This window comes from Arthrobacter sp. 05T420, from assembly GCF_056396305.1.
Map to the genome: position 1 here is coordinate 138,112 of NZ_JBFTLG010000006.1, position 19,104 is coordinate 157,215.

Here is a 19,104-nt window from a genome sequence, read left to right on the forward strand (position 1 = left end):
CCGGCTACAGTCCCAGTTCGCGGGCGATCAGCATCAGCTGGACCTCCGTGGTGCCCTCGCCGACTTCAAGGATTTTCGAGTCGCGGTAGTGGCGCGCCACGGTGAATTCGTTGATGAAGCCATAGCCGCCGAACACCTGGGTGGCGTCCCGCGCGTTGTCCATGGCTGCCTCGCCTGCGACCATCTTAGCGATCGCCGCCTGCGTCTTGAACGGCTTGCCGGCAAGCATCCGGGCGGCCGCGTCGTAGTAGGCCAGGCGGGCCGTGTGGGCGCGTGCCTCCATCCGGGCAATCTTGAACGCGATGGCCTGGTACTTGCCGATGTTCTGCCCGAATGCGCTGCGTTCCTTGGCGTATTTCACCGACAGGTCCACGCAGCCCTGGGCCGCGCCGACGGCCAGGGCAGCGATCGCGATCCGGCCCTCGTCCAGGATGGAGAGGAAGTTGGCGTAGCCGCGGCCCTGGGTGCCCAGCAGGTTTGCCTCGGGGACGTGGACGTTGTTGAGCGTCAGCGGGTGCGTGTCCGAGGCGTTCCAGCCGACCTTGTTGTAAGCCTTCTCGGCGGTGAATCCCGGGGTGTTGGTGGGCACCAGGATGGTGGAGATTTCCTTCTTGATGCTGCCGTCCGAGCGTTCCTCCTGCCCGGTCACCGCGGTGACGGTGACGAGCTTGGTGATGTCGGTGCCGGAGTTGGTGATGAACTCCTTGTTGCCGTTGATGACCCACTCCCCGCCGCCGAGCTTGGCGGTGGTCTTGGTGCCACCGGCATCCGAGCCGGCTTCCGGCTCGGTCAGGCCGAAGCCGGCGAGCGCCTTGCCGGAGGCCAGCAGCGGCAGCCATTCCTCCTTTTGGGCGGCGTTGCCGAAGCGGTGGATCGGCATGGCACCGAGGGAGACGCCGGCCTCCAGGGTGATGGCGACGGACTGGTCCACCCGGCCAAGCTGTTCCAGGGCAAGGGCCAGGGCGAAGTAGTCCCCGCCCATGCCGCCGAACTCTTCCGGGAACGGCAGGCCGAACAAGCCCATGTCCGCCATCTGGGAGACGATTTCGTAGGGGAAGCTGTGTTCCTCGTCGTGCTTGGCGGAGACCGGGGCCACCACTTCGTCGGCGAATTCGCGGACGGTGTTGCTGAGGTCCTGGTAGTCCTCGCTGAGTTCAAAATCTGCCATGGGGGTGACTCCTGTGTCTGAGGTACTTCTGTGGTCTGTTGAAAGGGGTGTTGGCTGCGGGTGGTTGTCCGCGTGCGTCAGTACGGTGCGGTCATTCGGCCGCGCCCATCGCGATGACGGCTTCCTCGATCGTGTCCTCGGCCTTCGAAGGTGCGGCCGGGACAGACGGGTGGATGGTCGCCAGCACCTGGTCTGCCTTGACGAGGTCGCCTGACCCGACGCTGATGTGGACGGTTCCGTCGAGGGGCGCCACGAGCTGGTGCTCCATCTTCATCGCCTCCACGGAGAGCAGGACCTGGCCGGCCTCCACGGTGTCGCCGTTGCTGACGGCCACGGACACCACGGTGCCGGGCATCGGCGAGCGCACGGCCGGGTCGGCAGCGCCTTCCTCGCGTTCGATCGCCGCCAGCACCCGGGCGAGCCGGGCTTCCCGGCTGAGCACCTCCAGGCGGCATGACCAGCCCTCGTTGCCGAGGAAGATTTCGGTGGGCACCGAGTTCTCCAGACCTGGGCGGACACGCCCCTGGGACAGGGCCACGAGCGAGTACACCCGGGCTTCGCCGTCGAGGGTCAACTCTGCGTGGTTGCGTGTCGGGAAGCGAAGTGCTGCGGTCCGCTGCGGCCCGCCGTCGACGCTCACAGCCGCGGTGCCCTGCACTACAGAACCGGACACCTCAACCGTGGCGACACCGCCGTCGGGCGTGCCAAGGCTGATCCGGCGCGGGGCACGTGCACCAAGTCGCCAACCGTCGCGGAGGTCCCACGGGCCTTTCCCGGCGGCCTGTGCATCGTGCTCCTGCGTGGCGGCGGCGTACGCGGCAGCGGCGGCGACCTCGACGTCGCCCGGATGCCGGAAGGAGAACTCCGGCATCTTCCGCTCGATCAGGCCGGTGTCGAGGCGCCCGGCCCGGACGTCGGCGTCGTTGATCAGCAGCCGCAAGTACTCGACGTTGGTGTCGATGCCCAGTGCCGTGTAACCGGCGAGCGCCCGGTCCAGGGTATCGAGGGCCTCGGTGCGGTCCTGGCCCCACGCGATGACCTTGGAAATCATCGGGTCATAGCTGGAGGAGATCTCCAGGTCCTCCAGCAGGGCCGAATCGACCCGGACCCTGCCATCGGCGTCGCCCGCTGCGTCGCCGCCCAGTTCGTCCAGCATCAGGACAGTGCCCGTGGAGGGCAGGAAGTTCTTCTCCGGGACTTCCGCGTACACCCGGGCTTCCACAGAGTGGCCGGTGAGGACGACGTCGTCCTGGCGGACGGTGAGTTCCTCGCCGGCGGCGATGCGGACCTGCCATTCGACGAGGTCGATTCCGGTGACCATCTCGGTGACGGGGTGCTCAACCTGCAGCCGGGTGTTCATCTCCATGAAGAAGAACTCGTCCGGTGCGTTGTCCGAGACCAGGAATTCCACCGTGCCGGCGCCGGAGTAGTTGACGCTGCGGGCGGCGTTGCAGGCGGCTTCGCCCAGGCGGGCCCGGATTTCCGCGCCGTCGGGCAGGGATTCCAGCAATGGGGACGGCGCCTCCTCGATGACCTTCTGGTGGCGGCGCTGCAGGGAGCACTCGCGCTCCCCCAGATGGATGACGTTGCCGTGGTTGTCGGCGAGGACCTGGACCTCGATGTGCCGCGGGGTGAGTACCAGCCGTTCCAGGAACAGGGTGTCATCGCCGAAGGCACTCGCGGCGACGCGGCGGGCGGTGGCCAGGGTGGCTTCCAGGTCCTCGGGCCGTTCCACGATGTGCATGCCCTTTCCGCCGCCGCCGGCGGAGGGCTTGATCAGCAGCGGGAAGCCGACGCCGGCAGCGGCCTCGATGAGCTGTGCGTCGCTCATGCCGGGTTCGGCGATGCCCGGGACTACGGGGACGCCGTAGCCGGTGACGTGGTTTTTGGAGCGGATTTTGTCGCCCATGACGTTCAGGGATTCGACGCCGGGGCCGATGAACGTGATCCCGGCGTCGGCCAGTGCGCGGGCGAAGTCGACGTTCTCGCTCAGGAAGCCGTAGCCGGGGTGCACGGCCTCGGCGCCGGTGTCGCGGCAGGCCTTCAGGATGGCCTCGATCTTCAGATAGCTCTCGGCGGCGGCGGCCGGGCCGATCCGGACCGCGACGTCGGCCTCCCGCACGTGCCGGGCGCCGGCGTCGGCGTCGGAATAGACGGCGACTGAACGGATGCCGAGGGCGCGCAGGGTCCGGATGACGCGGCAGGCGATCTCGCCGCGGTTGGCGACGAGCACGGTGCCGAAGAGGGGCTTCGGGGGTGCTGACGGTGCAGTCGTCAAGGAAATAGTCACAGCTTGCTCACATCCGGAACAGGCCGAAGGAGGTCTCCGGCAGTGGGGTGCGGGAGACGACGTCGAGCGCGAGTCCCAGGACGGTGCGGGTGTCCGCGGGGTCGATCACGCCGTCATCCCACAGGCGCGCGGTGGAGTAGTAGGGGCTGCCCTGGTCCTCGTACTGGGCCTTAATCGGGGCTTTGAACGCTTCCTCGTCCGCGGCGGACCATTCCTCGCCGCGGGCATCGTACTGGTCCCGTTTCACGGTGGCCAGCACGCTGGAGGCCTGGTTGCCGCCCATCACGGAGATCCGCGACGCCGGCCACATCCACAGGAACCGCGGCGAATAGGCCCGTCCGCACATCGAGTAGTTGCCGGCCCCGAAGGACCCGCCGATCACCACCGTGAGCTTGGGGACCCTGGCGGTGGCGACGGCCATGACCATCTTGGCGCCGTTCTTGGCGATGCCGCCCTGCTCGTAGTCCTTGCCGACCATGAAGCCGGACAGGTTCTGCAGGAAGATCAGCGGGATGCCGCGCTGATCGCAGAGTTCGATGAAGTGCGCGCCCTTGAGCGAGGACTCGCTGAACAGCACGCCATTGTTGGCCACGATGCCCACCGGGTGGCCGTGCACCTTCGCGAAGCCTGTGACCAAGGTGGTGCCGTAGTTCCTCTTGAACTCGTGGAACTTGCTGCCGTCCACCAGCCGGGCGATGACCTCATGCACGTCGTACTGGGCGTTGACGTCCGTGGGAACGGCACCGTAGAGCTCGTCCGGGTCGGCAACGGGCTCGACGGCGGTGTCCACGTCCCAGACGGGCGCGGTGGGCCGCGGCAACGTGGCCACGATGTCCCGGACGATCTGGAGGGCATGCTCGTCGTTCTCGGCCAGGTGGTCCGTGACCCCGGAGATCTTCGAGTGCACGTCGCCGCCGCCGAGTTCCTCCGCCGTGACGATCTCGCCGATCGCGGCCTTCACCAGCGGCGGGCCGCCCAGGAAGATGGTGCCCTGGTTGCGGACAATCACGGTCTCGTCGCTCATCGCGGGGACATAGGCGCCGCCGGCAGTGCAGGAGCCCATGACGGAGGCGATCTGCGGGATCTTCGCCGCCGACATCTTCGCCTGGTTGAAGAAGATCCGGCCGAAGTGTTCCTTGTCCGGGAAGACCTCGTCCTGTTTGGGCAGGAACGCGCCGCCGGAGTCCACGAGGTAGATGCAGGGCAGCCGGTTCTCCAAGGCGATTTCCTGCGCGCGCAGATGCTTCTTCACCGTCATCGGATAGTAGGTGCCGCCCTTGACCGTGGCGTCGTTGGAAATGACCAGCACCTGCCGGCCGTGCACCAGGCCGATCCCGGCGATGACGCCGGCACCGGGCGAGTCGCCGTCGTACATGCCGTCCGCCGCCAGCGGGGCGATCTCCAGGAAGGGGCTGCCGTCATCGAGCAGACGGTCAATGCGCTCGCGCGGCAGAAGCTTGCCGCGGGCCACGTGGCGTTCCCGGGACTTGGCCGGCCCGCCCAGCGCTGCGGTGGCGAGCCGTTCCCTCAACTCGCCGGCCAGCCCCAGCTGGGCCTCCCGGTTCGCGGCATAGGCTGTGCTCGTCGCATCCACCCGGCTGGCGATTGTCTCCATTGACTGCTTCCGTTCCCTGACCTGCGCGCCGTACCGGCAACTCAGGCCGCCCGGCTATTTCGGTTAGTACCGCATAACTGAGATTTAGGTTAGTCTCTATTAACTGTGATGTCCAACACAGGGACCATTTGCAACGAGGGGATGCGCCGGTGACCGAGCCCAGCCAGACCGCCCAGCTTCCGTCAGCCCAGGCAGCCTCTACACAAGCAACGTCAACACAGCGCAGCCAGGCCAAGGCGAACAGGCGGCAGGCCCTCTTGTCCGCCGCCGCCGCGCTCTTCGCCCTCGAGGGCTTCAACCGCGTGTCCCTGGAGGATCTGGGGGCCGCGGCCGGTGTCAGCGGGCCCGCGGTCTACCGCCACTTTGCCGGGAAGCAGGCTGTCCTTGGCGCGCTGCTGCTCAGCGTCAGTAAAGACCTGCTCGACGGCGGCCGCAAGGTGGTGACCGATGCCGACAGCGACCTGGCGGCTCTGGGCGGCCTGGTGGCCTTCCACGTCGACTTTGCCCTGACCAATCCGGACGTCATCCGGGTCCAGGACCAGGACTTCAGCAACCTGGCCGGCGAGGACCAGGCCGAGGTCCGCACGCTCCAGCGCAGCTACGTTGAGCTCTGGGTGGACGTACTGGCCGGGCTGCACGAGGGCACGGAGGCCGCCGAGCTGCGGATGCGGGCGCATGCCACCTTCGGCCTGATCAACTCCACCCCGCACTCGGTGCGCAGCCACGGGCGCCGGATCGGCGTCCGCCGCGCCAGGCCGCTGCTGGAGAGCATGGCTATGGCCGCGCTCATGGCACCGGCCACCCGGCCCGGACTCTAACGCCCCGCCCGGCCCGGGCGCACTCCCGGGGCACTCCCCGCTGTCCGGGCGACTCCCGGGGGCACTTTGCCGCGGACACGCCGCCAGCTCGGCCGCCGCCGTCGACTATTGCACCCAAAGTGCCCCCGGGCGGCAAACCCGCGCAAAAGAACCTGGCCCAGGACATTCCCTGCACAAAAGAAAGCTGCCGGCCACCCCCAAAAAAGGAGCAGCCGGCAGCTTTTGTTTGGCCTGCGGCGCGCTAACCCGCGTGCCTAGACCATCGCGAGGACCATACCCGGGTCGGCCAGCATGGCGCCGAGGTCCTGGAGGAAGCGCGAGCCCTGCTCGCCGTCGACCAGGCGGTGGTCGAACGAGAGGCTCAGCGTCATGACCTGGCGCAGTGCGACCTCGTCCTGGTACTCCCACGGTATCTTCCGGACCGCGCCGAGGGCCAGGATGGCTGCCTCGCCCGGATTCAGGATGGGCGTGCCGGCGTCAATGCCGAAGACGCCGATGTTCGTGATGGAGATCGTGCCCCCGGAGAGCGCCTCGGGGCCTGTCTTCCCGGCCCGGGCCGTGTCCGTCAGTTCCGTCAGGGCGGAGGAGATTTCCATGAGGGACATCCGGTCCGCGTCCTTGATGTTCGGAACCGTCAGCCCGCGCGGCGTCGCGGCCGCGATGCCCAGATTCACGTAGTTGAACTGGACGATCTCCTGGTTGGCCTCGTCCCACCGGGCGTTGAGCGTCGGGTGGTTGCGCAGCGCGATCAGCACCGCCTTAGAGACCAGCGTCAGCGGCGTGAGCTTGTAGCCGGCGAACGCGCGGCTGGCCTTGAGCCGTGCCAGAAGCTCCATTGTGGGCGTGACGTCGACCGTCAGGAACTCGGTGACATGCGGGGCGGTGAAGGCGCTGGCCACCATGGCGGCGGCCGTGAATTTCCGCACGCCCTTGATCGGCGTGCGGGTCTCCCGCTCACCGCCGGCCGCGACGCGCCCGGTGGCGGGCGCCGGCGCGCCGGCGACTTCCTGCACTGCTGCCGTCTGGTTTCCGCCGCCGACGAAGTTCAGGACATCGTCTCGGCTGATGAGCCCGTGCTCCCCCGTGCCGGTCACGGCCTCGAGGTCGACGCCGAGATCCTTGGCCAGCTTGCGCACCGGCGGCGTGGACCGCGGGCGCTCCCCCGACGCGGACGGCATGGTCTCGACAGGCTTCGATTCAATCGGCCCAGCTGCGCGGACCGGTGCCACCGGCTCGGCGCGGACGGGAGCGACGGGGGCGGGCTGGGAAGCCGCCGCAGGGGCCGCGAAAGTGCGGGCGCGGCGGGCGGGCCGGCCGGAGGCTTCGAGGACAGCGCCGTAGCCTACGAGGTTCGGCTCGCGCTTGGCGGCTCCTGTGTCAGCCGCGGAACCGCCTGAGCCGTCGTCCGCGATCTCGAAGGAGACGATCGGCTTGCCGACCTCCACCACGGTGCCGGGCTGTTCGTGCAGGGCCGCGACCACGCCGGCGAACGGCGAGGGCAACTCGACCACTGCCTTGGCAGTCTCCACCTCGGCGATGATCTGGTTGAGGGTGACGGTGTCCCCTACCGCGACCTTCCAGGCGACGATCTCCGATTCCGTCAGTCCTTCGCCGAGGTCCGGCAGCCTGAATTCCTTGATCATGGTGGCGCTCATCCTTCCAGCCCGCTGAGGGAGTTGGGGCGGCCCATGGCACGGTCGACGCCGTCGAGAATCCTGTCGAGGCCCGGCAGGTGGTGCATTTCCAGCTTGGAGTAAGGGTACGGAACGTCGAAGCCGGTCACGCGGACCGGGGCGGCTTCGAGGTGGTAGAAGCAGCGTTCGGCGATGCTGGCGGCAACCTCGGCGCCGAGGCCGCCGGACTGGCCGGCCTCGTGGGTGATGACCAGCCGCCCGGTCTTGCGGACAGACGCCTCAAGGGTGACGAAGTCCAGCGGTGCGAGGGAGCGGAGATCGATGACCTCGACCGAGACGCCTTCGTCCGCGGCCGCCAGTGCGGCGTCGCGGGCAGTCTTGACCAGCGGACCGTAGGCTACAAGGGTGACGTCGTTGCCCTCGGTGACCACGCGGGCCTTTTCCATGGACAGCGCAGTGCTCAGGTCGACGGTCTCGTCCACCTCGCCCTTGTCGTGATAGCGCCGCTTGGGCTCGAAGTACAGGACTGGATCATCAGAGGCGATGGCCTGCTGGATCATGGTGTAGGCGTCCTGGGGGTTCGACACGCTGACCACGCGCAATCCCGAGGTGTGGGTGAAGTAGGCCTCGGGAGATTCCGAGTGGTGCTCCGGAGAGCCGATGCCGCCGCCGAACGGGACGCGGATGGTGATGGGCATCTTGACGGCGCCCTGGGTGCGGTAATGCATCTTGGCGACCTGGCTGACGATCTGGTCGAACGCCGGGTAGATGAAGCCGTCGAACTGGATCTCCACCACCGGGCGGTAGCCGCGGTACGCCAGGCCGACGGCGGTGCCCATGATGCCGGATTCGGCGAGCGGGGTGTCCACGACGCGGTGCTTCCCGAAGTCCTTCTGCAGCCCGTCGGTGACACGGAAGACGCCGCCGAGGGCGCCGATGTCCTCCCCCATCAGGACCACCTTGGGATCGTTTTCGAGGGACTTGCGCAGGCCCGAATTGATGGCTCGGGCAAAGGTCATCTGCGTCATCAGCGTGCACCTTCTTCAGAAGCGGCTTCTGCGGGATCGCCGAAGGAAGCCAGGTAGCGGGAATAGTGCTCCTGCTGGCGGTCCAGCCAGGAGTTGGGCGTGCTGTAAACGTGCTTGAAGATATCCAGCGGCTGCGGCTCGGGCATGTTGATGGTGCCGGCCCTGAGTTCCTTGGCCACGGCGTCGGCTTTCGCGGCGACGGCGGCTTCAAGGTCCGCGGTCAGCAGCCCCTTGCGGTCCAGCAGCGATTTCACCCGGGAGATCGGGTCCTTGGCGGCCCAGTCCTCGAGCTCGTTGGCGTCCCGGTAGCGGGTGGGGTCATCCGCCGTCGTGTGCGGGCCCATCCGGTACGTCACGGCCTCGATAAAGGTGGGTCCGCCGCCGTGCCGGGCGCGGTCCAGGGCGATGCGAGTGGCCGCCATGACGGCGAGGACATCGTTGCCATCGACCCTCATGCTGGGGATGCCGAAGCCTGAGGCGCGGTCCGCCAGCTGGATGTGGGACTGCAGCCGGACGGGCTCCGAGATGGCCCAGTGGTTGTTCTGGCAGAAGAAGACCACCGGCGCCTGGAAGCTCGCGGCGAAGACCATGGCTTCGTTGACATCGCCTTCGCTTGTCGCGCCGTCGCCGAAGTAGGCCACGGCGACGGCGTCGGCGCCGTCGTTCTGGATGCCCATGGCATAGCCCGTGGCGTGCAGGCTCTGCGCACCGATGATGATCTGTTGGGTCGCAACGTTGACGGTGAACGGATCCCAGCCGGCGGAGGCGTTGCCCCGCCAGGCACGGACCAGGTCCTCCGGTTTCACGCCCCGGCAGTAGGCCACGCCGTTGTCGCGGTAGCTCGGGAAGACAAAGTCGTCCTCGCGCAGTGCGCGGGCCGAGCCGATCTGGGATGCTTCCTGGCCGAGTAGCGGCGGCCAGAGTGCCAGTTCGCCCTGCCGCTGGAGGGCAGTGGCTTCGGCGTCGATCCGGCGGATGACCACCATGTCCTCGTACAGGGAGCAAAGCTGCTCGTCGCTGACGTCCTGAAGCCAGGAATCGAACTCCGGATGGCTGATGCGCTCACCCGCCGGAGTGATGAGCTGGACGAGATCGCCGCCCGTCCGCCTCGTTGAATTTTCACTGTTCCCGGGGCCCCCGGCGGAAATACCGCCCTTGCCCGCGTCGTCGGTAAACACTGTAGTCCGCACCTTCTGACGTCGTCTGACCGGAACTCGCAGGACTTGTGGTCCCGCGGCGCGCCAGCCGCCCGGGCGCCGTCGCCCCGGATATTTGTGACCCTACTCACAATGCTCATCGGGTACAACCACCAGTAAAAATGTTGAGCATTATGCACTGTCTGACGACCCGAGACCGTGCTAATCTTGCGCATTATGCAACCCTTGGATGGCACTGACACCCGCCTGCTTTCGGCCATGTCACGGGACCCCCGGCGGACCGTGGTGGCCCTCGCCCAGAAGCTGGGACTCTCGCGCAATACGGTGCAGGCCAGGATGGCCCAGTTGGAGAAAAAGCACGTGTTCCTCTCCTTCGAGCGGCGCATCAATCCGGTGTCCCTGGGGTACCCGCTGATGGCTTTCATCTCCGTCCACGTCCAGCAGCAGAAACTCGGCACCCTGGCCGTCGAGCTCGCCGGGATTCCGGAAATCCTGGAGGGCTACGGCCTGACGGGCTCGGCCGATCTGCTCCTGCGGGTGGTGGCGCTCGACGCCGAGGACCTCTTCCGGATCAATGGCAAGATCCTGGCCTGCGACGGCGTGGACCGGACCGATACGGCCCTGGCGATGGGTGAGCTGATCCCGTTCCGGATTCAGCCCCTGCTGGAACGCGGATCCGCCGACAACTGATCTGCTCCTCATCCGTGCGCTGGGAGATCTGTGCGCAGGGAGGCCGCGGCGCTAGGCTGTGTCCGTTGGGTCCCCCTTGAGTCCTTGGGTCCGCGCACGCGGCCCTGTACAACAGGCAGTGGCTGTCTGGACTGCCGGAGAGGCTTGAACCGTGAGCAGTCCCGAGGAACCGCACCGCCCGGTACCACCGCTGCCAGGGCATGAGCCTGCCGCCGGCCATCCGCCCCCCGGTCAGCCGCCCGTTCCGTACTATGCCGCCCCTCCCGGGCCGGCCGCGCCAGGCCCGGGCGGGAATGGCGCACCACCCAACTACCCCTCGCCCAATTACCCGCCGCCAGACCCGAATCCGTCCTCCGCACCCGGCAACGGCGCACCCAACTACCCGCTGCCCAACTACCCACCTCCCGGAAACGGCGCGCCGCCGTACTACGGCAGCCAGCCACCGCCGTACTACGGCAGCCAGCCACCGCCGCCCAAGAAGAGCCGCAAGGCACTGTGGATTGTCCTCGGGATCGTCGGCGGTGTGCTGCTGCTGGTAGCAGCGGGCGTCGTCATCCTCCTCAACGTGGTGGGCGGAGCCACCAACCAGGCGCGGGGCCTCGCGGACGAGTTCACCAAGCAGATCATCGCCGGCGACGTCAACGGCGCCTACGAGAAGTACCTGGATCCGGCCCTCATGGAGAAGATCTCCCGGGAGGAGTTCGCGGCCGGGGTGCAGAGCCTGGAGCTGGACGCCAGCTGTAAGCCAAACTATTCCAGCCTCAACGTCAGCACAGACAACGGCTCCAACGCGGCCGAGGTCGCGGGTTCCATCGACTGCGATACCAAGCACGTGGAGTTGGCCTACCGTTTCGAGGGCCGCGACGAGCTCAAGATGGTCAATATCCGGCTGCGGCCGCAGCGCTGACCTCGGAAAACTCCCGCGCGGCCGCCACCCATCCATTCCCGCGCATGGTCCGAATCGCCTTCAGGGAGTCCCGCCCGGGACCCCGCTCCCGGCCGATCATCATGTCGGCCCGATCGATAAGGATTCAGACCAATGCGCACATCACCCAACCGACTGATCGCCACCATTTTCGGTGCCGTCTACCTGCTGGTTGGCCTCCTAGGCTTTGTGGTCACCTCCGGCGTCGGCTTCGCCGCGACCGAGGGCGCCAACCTGATCATCTTTGAGGTCAATCCGCTGCACAACGTCATCCACCTCGCCATTGGCGCCGCCTTGCTCTATGCCGGCCTGCAAGGTGTCACCATGGCCAAGACCATCAACACCGCGGTAGGGGCCGTGTATCTTCTCGTGGGCATCGTCGGGCTCTTCCTGCTCAGCTCGCCGCTGAACATCATCGCCCTCAACGGTCCGGACAACGTACTGCACCTTGCCAGCGCCGTGCTGCTGCTGGGCGTCGGGCTGTCCATGGACAAGGCAGCGGTTCCGGCCCGGGCCCGCGTCTAAGGCACACCGAAGGCACTCCCGATCTGCTGCTAATCCAGACGCCGGTGGCGTCGCTCCCACACCAGACGAAGGACGGTCGAGATGAGTTCGGCTCCCCTGGACAACAAGCCTCTGAACAACAAACCACTGCTGGAACAGCTTCCTCAGCCAGGCGCACAGCTGGACCAAAACCCTGAACAGGGCCCGGTGCAGGATGCGGCCCGGACCGTTCCGGCCGGCGGCGCCACCCGAGCAGCAGCTGTCAGTTTGTTCGCGGGCTTCGCCGGTTTCGGTGCCGGCGCGGTGAACCTGGGCATCGCGGCCAGCATGCTGCTGGCACCGACCGCGGCCGCGGGCCCCCCGCCGGTCGACGGCCCGTCCGTGGTGGCGGGAGCAGCTGCGGGGATCTGGGGGTGCGCCATTCTTGCAGGCGCGGTCCTGACACTCCGCCGGGGGCGTCTGCCGTGGGCCGCAGGATCCATGGCCCTGCTCGCGACCGCAGCCTTGGTGCATGCCTTCGCTGTAGCCGCCGGACAATCGCTGAATGGGCAATCGCTAAATGGACAATCGCTCGAGTCATCACTGAGTTCCCAGTCGATGAACAGCGGATCACTGGTGATCAGCCATCTTGCCGCACTGCTGTTGACCCTTATGATCGTGGCGGCCGCGGGCTGGCTGCGCCGACAGGGCCACCGCGGGAGTCCGGTTCGGTCAGCGGGCGAGGACATGGCCGGGCTCCGGCCCGGGCGGCTTCTGCTGGCAGCTTTTGGCTTTGCGGTTATGGTGGCTGCCGTGGCCACGCCGGGCCTGGCGGCCTCCTCGGCAGGCCAGTTCGCAGTGCCCCACGGCAGCCACGGGATCCCCGCCCCGGGCGGCCAACACCACGGCCACTAGTAGCATTCCGGCCACTAGTTAGGGGCGCGAGCCTCAACCCAAAAACCCCTCAACCCAAAACCCCTCAACCCAAAACAGAGGAGCTCCCGTGCTGCTGCACGGGAGCTCCTGCCGTTGGCAGGCGGACCTAGTGGCTGGTGGCCTTCTCGGCACCCACCCCGGTCAGGGAGCGGACCTCCATTTCGGCCTGCTTCGTGACGTCTTCCTTCCGCTTGTCCAGCACGGTGCCGAGCCAGCCCAGGAAGAACGCGAGCGGGATGGAGACGATACCCGGGTTGCTCAGCGGGAAAACAGCGAAGTTGGCGCCGGGGATCATCGATGTCTTGGCCCCAGACACCACCGGGGACAGCGCAATCAGGATGATGGCCGCGGACAATCCGCCGTACATGCTCCAGAGCGCTCCCTGGGTGGTGAACCGGCGCCAGAAGAGCGAGTAGAGGATGGTCGGAAGGTTGGCGGAAGCCGCAACGGCGAAGGCGAGCGCAACGAGGAACGCGACGTTTTGTCCGTTGGCGAAGATGCCGCCGGCGATGGCCAGCAGGCCGATCACCACCACGGTGCGGCGGGCAACCTTGACCTCAGTGCCGGCGTCGGCCTTCCCCTTGGCCAACACGTTGGCGTAGATATCGTGCGCGAAGGACGCCGCGGCAGTGATGGTGAGGCCGGCCACCACGGCAAGGATCGTGGCGAAGGCCACCGCGGAGATGAAGCCGAGCAGCAACGGCCCTCCGAGGTGGAAGGCGAGCAGCGGTGCGGCCGAGTTGACGCCGCCCGGGGCGGACTTGATGGTGTCCGCGCCGACGAGTGCCGCGGCGCCGTAGCCGAGCACCAGCGTGAAGAGATAGAAGATGCCGATCAGCCAGATGGACCACACCACCGACTTGCGGGCATCCTTGGCCGTGGGCACTGTGTAGAAGCGCATCAGCACGTGCGGCAGGGCCGCGGTGCCGAGCACCAGCGCCAGGCCCAGGGACATGAAGTCGAGCTTGGAGGTATCGGACTTGCCGTACTGCAGGCCCGGGTTCAGGACGCCCGGGTTCTTCGCGGTTTCCGCGGCACCGCCGAGCAGATCCGAGAGGTTGAAGCCGTAGATCGCCAGGACCCAGAAGGTCATGACTGCGGCGCCGGCAATCAGCAGCATGGCCTTGATGATCTGGACCCAGGTGGTGCCCTTCATGCCGCCGATCAGGACGTACATGATCATCAGGACGCCGACGACGATGATCACCAGGGCCTGCCCGCCCCAGTCGCTGATGCCCAGCAGCAGGGAGATGAGGCTGCCGGCACCGGCCATCTGCGCCAGCAGGTAGAAGAAGCAGACGGCCAGGGTGGAGATGGCGGCCGCGATGCGCACGGGGCGCTGCTTGAGCCGGAAGGACAGGACATCGGCCATGGTGAACTTGCCCGTGTTGCGGAGCAGTTCTGCCACGAGCAGCAGGGCCACGAGCCAGGCGACGAGGAAGCCGATGGAGTACATGAAGCCGTCGTAGCCGTTGATGGCGATCGCACCGGTGATGCCCAGGAAGGAGGCCGCGGAGAGGTAATCGCCCGCGATCGCCGTACCGTTCTGCGAACCCGTGAAGGAGCGCCCGGCGGCGTAGTAATCGGCCGCTGTCTTGTTGTTGCGGCTGGCGCGGAAGACGATCACCATGGTGACCGCCACGAACAGGGCGAAGATGCCCATGTTCAGCAGGGTGGTGTCTTTGAGGGCGGCGACATTGACCGCGGGGACCATGAGTGTCATTTTGTTGCTCCGCCTACCGGGTTGCCGTGTTTGTCGAATTCGTGCCCTTCGATTCCGTGGCGGATTTCGGAGGCAATGGGGTCGAGCCTGCGGTTGCAGTAGCTGACGTACCAGCCAGTGATGGCGAACGTGGAGACGAACTGCAGCAGGCCCAGGAGCAGGCCGACGTTGATGTTGCCCCAGACCTTCGTGGACATGAATTCCACCGCATAGTCGGCCAGCAGGACGTACGCGAAGTACCAGAGCAGAAATGCAATGGACATCGGGAAGACAAAGCTGCGGTGACGTTTGCGCAGTTCCTTGAACTGCTCCGTCGACTGGACTTCCTTGAAGTCCACGGCCGCCGCTGCGTCCGTTTCTTGGGCGTCGTGACCCATCGGTTCCTCCTCATTGAGACTGGTGAGCCCACACCGGCTGCCGTGGTCTCGCGGGACTCCGCATACAACCCATCCGGCCAATGTGACTGCAATCACTCTGTACCGTGACACCCATGCGTTCCAGAACCCGCGCCACCCGCGTCGCCCAGCGGCCCCCACCCTGCGCCAAACGGTGCCTCACGACGTCGAAAGGTGCCCGCCCGCACGGCCGGTAGGCTGGCACCATGCCGGACTCTCCCTTGCTCACCGCCGCCGCCATCGCGGTGATTGCCTTGGCGATCGCGGCCGTCGTCGCCGTGGGGCTCAAGGTCCTCCGCTCCTTCCGGGACCTCGGCACCGACGTGGAACGGGCCACCTACAAGACGCTGCATGCCGCCTCCCGTGCCGGCCAGTACCTGCGGACAGGCCTTAACCCGGCAGGCGCGGCCAAGGCCAGCAAGCAGTTGCGCAGCCTCCTGGGCTGCGACGCCCTGGCCATCACCGACACCACCGGCGTGCTCGCGTGGGACGGCGCCGGCGAGGAACTCAAGCCCGCCCTGATGGGGCTCGCGGCCAAAGTGCTCGACGGCGGCCACCTCGCCGTGATTCCGGCGGGCGAACTCCAGCTGCTTGGCACCGGCGACGGCGGGCGGAGGCTGGCTCCCGAGGTGGAGCGCGCCGTCGTGATCGCGCCGATCAAGGCCGGTGCCCGCGTGGTCGGCGTGGTCGCGGCCTTCGCGCCGGCCGCCGGCGCCGGGCTGGTCCGGGCCACCGGCGAGGTGGCGGACTGGGTGGCCACCCAGGTGGAGCTCGCCGAACTCGACGCCTCCCGCACATTGTTGATGGAGGCGGAGGTCCGGGCCCTCCGCGCCCAGATCAGCCCGCACTTCATTTACAACTCGCTCAACGCGATCGCCTCCTTCATCAACACGGACCCAGTCCGGGCACGCGAGCTCGTTGTGGAGTTCGCCGACTTCACCCGCTACTCCTTCCGCCGCCACGGCGATTTCACCACCCTGGCCGAGGAACTGCGTTGCATCGACCGGTACCTGCTCCTGGAACGGGCCCGGTTCGGGGACCGCGTGCAGGTCAGCCTGCGGATCGCTCCGGAGGTCCTCAGCACGGTGATCCCCTTCCTGAGCCTGCAGCCGCTGGTGGAAAACGCGGTCCGGCACGGGCTGGAGGCCAAGGAGGGACCGGGCCACATCTCCATCACGGCGGACGACTCCGGCGCTTTCGCCGAGATGACCATCGAGGACGACGGCGTGGGCATGGACCCGGACCAGCTGCGCTCCGTCCTGGCCGGGCACAGCGACGGCGATCACGTGGGGCTGCGCAATGTCGACGCCCGCCTGCGGCAGGTATACGGTGACGACAACGGCCTCGTGATCGATACGGCACCGGGCGAAGGCACCCTGATCACGATGCGCGTCCCCAAGTCCCAGCCCCGGCACGACGCCTGATCCGGGCCGGAACCGCCGTGACCCCGCCCGCTGCGCATGCCTGACGACCTGGCCCGGCCAAAACGCCTGCGGCAGTAGGCTAGAGCCATGATTAACGTCCTCGTCGCCGACGACGAGCTCCCCGCCGTCGAGGAACTGGCCTTCCTGCTCGGCAAGGATGACCGGATCGGCGCCATCTACCGTGCCTCCTCCGGCGCCGAGGCCCTGCGGGCGCTTGAGGCCGAAGAAGTCGACGCCGTTTTCCTTGACATCCACATGCCGGCGCTGTCAGGGCTGGACATTGCCCGGGTCATTTCCCGCAGCGACCGTCCTCCCGCCGTGGTCTTCGTGACTGCGGACGAGGACTGTGCGCTGGAGGCCTTCGAGCTCGCGGCCGTGGACTACCTCCTCAAGCCCGTCCGCGCCGAACGGCTGGCAAAGTCGATCGGCCGCATCAGTGAACTGCTCAAGGACGGTGCCCCGGCCCCCGAAATGATCACCGTTGACCTGGGCGGGACCACCAAGATGATCCGGCGCGAGGACGTCACGCACGTGCAGGCGCAGGGCGACTACGCCCGGCTGCACACCGCGGAGGCGAGCTACCTCATCAGGGTTCCGCTGGCGGACCTCGAACAGCAGTGGGCCGACGCCGGGTTTCTGCGCATCCACCGCTCGTACCTGACCGCGCTGAGCCACATCAGCCACATGAAGCTTGCCGCGGCGCGGCCCAGCGTCACCGTAGCCGGAGCAGAACTGCCCATCAGCCGCCGGCACCTGCCGGCGGTCCGGGAAAAGCTCGAAGCAAGCCGTATCCGGCCGCAGGCATGACGCGGGTCCGGGTCACGGCGCCGCGGACCGTCAAGGCAGGCAGCGTCACATCGGGCAGTTTCACACCGGTCAGCGTCACATCGGGCAGTTTCACACCGAACAGTGCTATACCGAACCCGGCCGCCCTGGCCGGTGCCGCCCTGGCCGGCGGCCGCACGGCTGCGGTCCCGCACGAAGCGGCAGAGGAATCCGACGCCGGGCAGCTGTTCGTCCGCTCGCTCATCCGGTCCCAGCTCCGCCTGGGCCTCGTGGTGGGCCTGGGTTTCCTGCTGATCCTGCTCGCCTTCCCGCTCATGCTCGGGCTGGTCCCCGGCCTGGCGGACTCCACCATTGCCGGCCTGCCTTTCGACTGGGTGCTGCTGGGTGCCGGAATCTATCCGGTGATCGGTCTCAGCGCCTGGCTGTACGTGCGGACCGCCGCCAGGAACGAGGCCCGCTACCGGGACCTCGCCGGCGACAAGTGAGGGACATGACCAGAGAGCTGGCGTCCCCGGTGGGCGGAACTTGAACCCCGTCGTCGGGGTGGCGGCGTTCGCCGCGGTCTCGCTCGCCACGGCCGTCATCGGTTTTTACGGGCTGCGGATCTCCCGCACCACCGGGGACTTCTACGTGGCGTCCCGGACGGTCAAGCCGTGGTGGAATGCCTCGGCGATCGGCGGGGAATACCTCTCCGCCGCGAGTTTCCTGGGCGTCGCCGGGCTGATCCTGCTCTCCGGCACCGATGCGCTGTGGTACCCGGTGGGTTACACGGCCGGCTACCTGATGCTGCTCCTGTTCGTCGCCGCTCCCCTGCGCCGATCCGGCGCCTACACGATTCCGGATTTCACCGAGGCGCGCCTCGATTCCCGGGCCGTCCGACGCGTCACCAGCCTGGTGGTGGTCCTGGTCGGCTGGCTATACATCGTCCCGCAGCTCCACGGCGCGGCCCTGGCAATCCGGATCACCACAGGCCTGCCGGCCTGGGTGGGCCCGGTGGCGGTGGTCGGCGTCGTCTGCATCACCGTGGTGGCCGGCGGGATGCGCTCCATTACCTTCGTCCAGGCGTTCCAGTACTGGCTCAAGCTGACCGCGCTGGCGGTGCCGCTCGTGTTCCTGCTGTTTGTGCTCAGCGGCGGTGAATCCGCCGTGGCTGAGTCGCCGTCATCCAGCACAGCCAATCCGACGGCGCTGGCCCCCGCGGGCCCGTATCAGATCATTTCACTGCTCGTGGCCCTGCTTTTTGGAACACTCGGGCTCCCGCACGTGCTGGTCCGCTTCTACACGAACCCGGACGGGCAGTCCGCCCGGCGGACCACCCTGATTGTCCTGGGCCTGCTGTCGGTCTTCTACCTGTTCCCGACCGCGTACGGCATGCTCGGCCGCATGTTCGCCCCCGACCTTGCCCAGAGCGGCCAGGCCGATGCGCTGGTGCTGCTGCTGCCCGGCCGGATGATCGGCGGGATGGCCGGCGACCTGCTGACGGCGCTGGTGGTGGCCGGGGCATTCGCGGCGTTCCTGTCGACGACGTCCGGCCTGGTGGTCTCGCTGGCGGGCGTGATCAGCCAGGACGTGTTCGGCGGCAGTGTCCGGGGCTTCCGGCTGGCGGCACTGGTCTCGGCCATGGTCCCGCTGGGCATCGCGTCGATGACCGAGTCGCTGGCGCTGGCCGGCAGCGTGGGTCTCGTGTTTGCCTTTACCGCCTCCACCATCTGCCCGGTGCTGCTGCTGGGCATCTGGTGGCGGGGACTGACGGACGCCGGGGCAATCGCCGGCATGACGACCGGTGGCGTGCTCTGCGGCAGCGCGATGGTGGCCGGCTCGGTGCTGGGCGCCCAGACGCCGTCGTGGCTGGCGCAGCCCGCCGCCTGGACGGTCCCGGCGGCGTTCGCCGTCACGGTCCTGGTCTCCCGGGCCACGCGGGCCCGCGTGCCGCGGACCCTGACGCGCCTCATGACCCGGCTGCACACCCCGGAACGGCCGCTCGCGACGGAACGGTAACTCACAACAACGGCGATCCGGCGATCCGGCGTCG

At 67.7% G+C, this 19,104-nt stretch carries 17 protein-coding genes; 9 read left to right on the forward strand and 8 right to left on the reverse strand.

What is annotated here, in order from left to right; translation table 11 throughout:
* Positions 1-4: 4 nt before the first annotated feature.
* The 3 genes from AC1DEM_RS08000 to AC1DEM_RS08010 form a co-directional block, all read right to left on the reverse strand.
* The gene (locus AC1DEM_RS08000) at positions 5-1,168 is read right to left on the reverse strand and encodes an acyl-CoA dehydrogenase family protein (RefSeq protein WP_476883968.1); all 1,164 of its coding nucleotides are present in this window, start codon (positions 1,166-1,168) and stop codon (positions 5-7) included.
* A 91-nt stretch (positions 1,169-1,259) separates the two neighbouring features.
* Entirely contained in the window at positions 1,260-3,446 is a 2,187-nt protein-coding gene (locus AC1DEM_RS08005) for an acetyl/propionyl/methylcrotonyl-CoA carboxylase subunit alpha (protein ID WP_476883969.1), read from the reverse strand.
* Positions 3,447-3,465: 19 nt separating this feature from the next.
* Complete coding sequence (locus AC1DEM_RS08010) at positions 3,466-5,073, reverse strand: carboxyl transferase domain-containing protein (protein WP_476883970.1); 1,608 nt, start codon at positions 5,071-5,073, stop codon at positions 3,466-3,468.
* A gap of 149 nt (positions 5,074-5,222) precedes the next feature.
* Here AC1DEM_RS08010 and AC1DEM_RS08015 point away from each other — a divergent pair, with 149 nt between their 5' ends.
* Positions 5,223-5,891: an SACE_7040 family transcriptional regulator gene (locus AC1DEM_RS08015; protein ID WP_476883971.1), complete on the forward strand. Its 669-nt coding sequence runs from the start codon at positions 5,223-5,225 to the stop codon at positions 5,889-5,891.
* A gap of 254 nt (positions 5,892-6,145) precedes the next feature.
* On the opposite strand, the gene AC1DEM_RS08020 is transcribed toward AC1DEM_RS08015, so the two are convergent.
* The 3 genes from AC1DEM_RS08020 to pdhA are packed head-to-tail and all read right to left on the reverse strand — an operon-like array spanning position 6,146 to position 9,731.
* The gene (locus tag AC1DEM_RS08020; RefSeq protein ID WP_476883972.1) at positions 6,146-7,546 is read right to left on the reverse strand and encodes a dihydrolipoamide acetyltransferase family protein; all 1,401 of its coding nucleotides are present in this window, start codon (positions 7,544-7,546) and stop codon (positions 6,146-6,148) included.
* The gene (locus tag AC1DEM_RS08025; RefSeq protein ID WP_476883973.1) at positions 7,543-8,553 is read right to left on the reverse strand and encodes an alpha-ketoacid dehydrogenase subunit beta; all 1,011 of its coding nucleotides are present in this window, start codon (positions 8,551-8,553) and stop codon (positions 7,543-7,545) included. Before AC1DEM_RS08025 ends, AC1DEM_RS08020 begins: the two co-directional genes overlap by 4 nt.
* Positions 8,553-9,731: a pyruvate dehydrogenase (acetyl-transferring) E1 component subunit alpha gene (pdhA, locus tag AC1DEM_RS08030; RefSeq protein WP_476883974.1), complete on the reverse strand. Its 1,179-nt coding sequence runs from the start codon at positions 9,729-9,731 to the stop codon at positions 8,553-8,555. Before pdhA ends, AC1DEM_RS08025 begins: the two co-directional genes overlap by 1 nt.
* Before the next feature lie 195 nt (positions 9,732-9,926).
* On the opposite strand from pdhA, the gene AC1DEM_RS08035 reads away from it, so the two are divergent.
* From AC1DEM_RS08035 to AC1DEM_RS08050, 4 genes are all read left to right on the forward strand, one after another.
* Complete coding sequence (locus tag AC1DEM_RS08035) at positions 9,927-10,400, forward strand: Lrp/AsnC family transcriptional regulator (protein WP_277526072.1); 474 nt, start codon at positions 9,927-9,929, stop codon at positions 10,398-10,400.
* Between the two features lie 151 nt (positions 10,401-10,551).
* Positions 10,552-11,307 carry a hypothetical protein gene (locus AC1DEM_RS08040; protein ID WP_476883975.1) on the forward strand — a complete coding sequence of 252 codons (756 nt, stop codon included), beginning with the start codon at positions 10,552-10,554 and terminating at the stop codon, positions 11,305-11,307.
* Positions 11,308-11,439: 132 nt separating this feature from the next.
* Positions 11,440-11,850 (forward strand): DUF4383 domain-containing protein, encoded by a 411-nt coding sequence (locus tag AC1DEM_RS08045; RefSeq protein WP_476883976.1) that lies wholly within the window; start codon positions 11,440-11,442, stop codon positions 11,848-11,850.
* A gap of 81 nt (positions 11,851-11,931) precedes the next feature.
* Positions 11,932-12,723, forward strand: a complete 792-nt coding sequence (locus AC1DEM_RS08050) for a hypothetical protein (RefSeq protein ID WP_476883977.1) — start codon at positions 11,932-11,934, stop codon at positions 12,721-12,723.
* Positions 12,724-12,850: 127 nt separating this feature from the next.
* Here the strand turns inward: AC1DEM_RS08050 and AC1DEM_RS08055 are convergent, their stop codons facing one another.
* Positions 12,851-14,467, reverse strand: coding sequence for a solute symporter family protein (locus AC1DEM_RS08055; protein ID WP_476883978.1), 1,617 nt, complete (start codon positions 14,465-14,467; stop codon positions 12,851-12,853).
* On the reverse strand, positions 14,464-14,844 hold the full coding sequence (locus AC1DEM_RS08060) for a DUF485 domain-containing protein (RefSeq protein ID WP_476883979.1): 381 nt from the start codon (positions 14,842-14,844) through the stop codon (positions 14,464-14,466). Before AC1DEM_RS08060 ends, AC1DEM_RS08055 begins: the two co-directional genes overlap by 4 nt.
* A 224-nt stretch (positions 14,845-15,068) precedes the next feature.
* On the opposite strand from AC1DEM_RS08060, the gene AC1DEM_RS08065 reads away from it, so the two are divergent.
* From AC1DEM_RS08065 to AC1DEM_RS08080, 4 genes are all read left to right on the forward strand, one after another.
* Positions 15,069-16,286, forward strand: coding sequence for a sensor histidine kinase (locus tag AC1DEM_RS08065; RefSeq protein WP_476883980.1), 1,218 nt, complete (start codon positions 15,069-15,071; stop codon positions 16,284-16,286).
* An 87-nt stretch (positions 16,287-16,373) separates the two neighbouring features.
* Positions 16,374-17,093, forward strand: coding sequence for a LytR/AlgR family response regulator transcription factor (locus AC1DEM_RS08070; RefSeq protein ID WP_476883981.1), 720 nt, complete (start codon positions 16,374-16,376; stop codon positions 17,091-17,093).
* A gap of 125 nt (positions 17,094-17,218) precedes the next feature.
* On the forward strand, positions 17,219-17,557 hold the full coding sequence (locus AC1DEM_RS08075) for a DUF485 domain-containing protein (protein WP_476884031.1): 339 nt from the start codon (positions 17,219-17,221) through the stop codon (positions 17,555-17,557).
* Positions 17,558-17,597: 40 nt separating this feature from the next.
* Entirely contained in the window at positions 17,598-19,070 is a 1,473-nt protein-coding gene (locus AC1DEM_RS08080; protein ID WP_476883982.1) for a sodium/solute symporter, read from the forward strand.
* Positions 19,071-19,104: the final 34 nt, after the last annotated feature.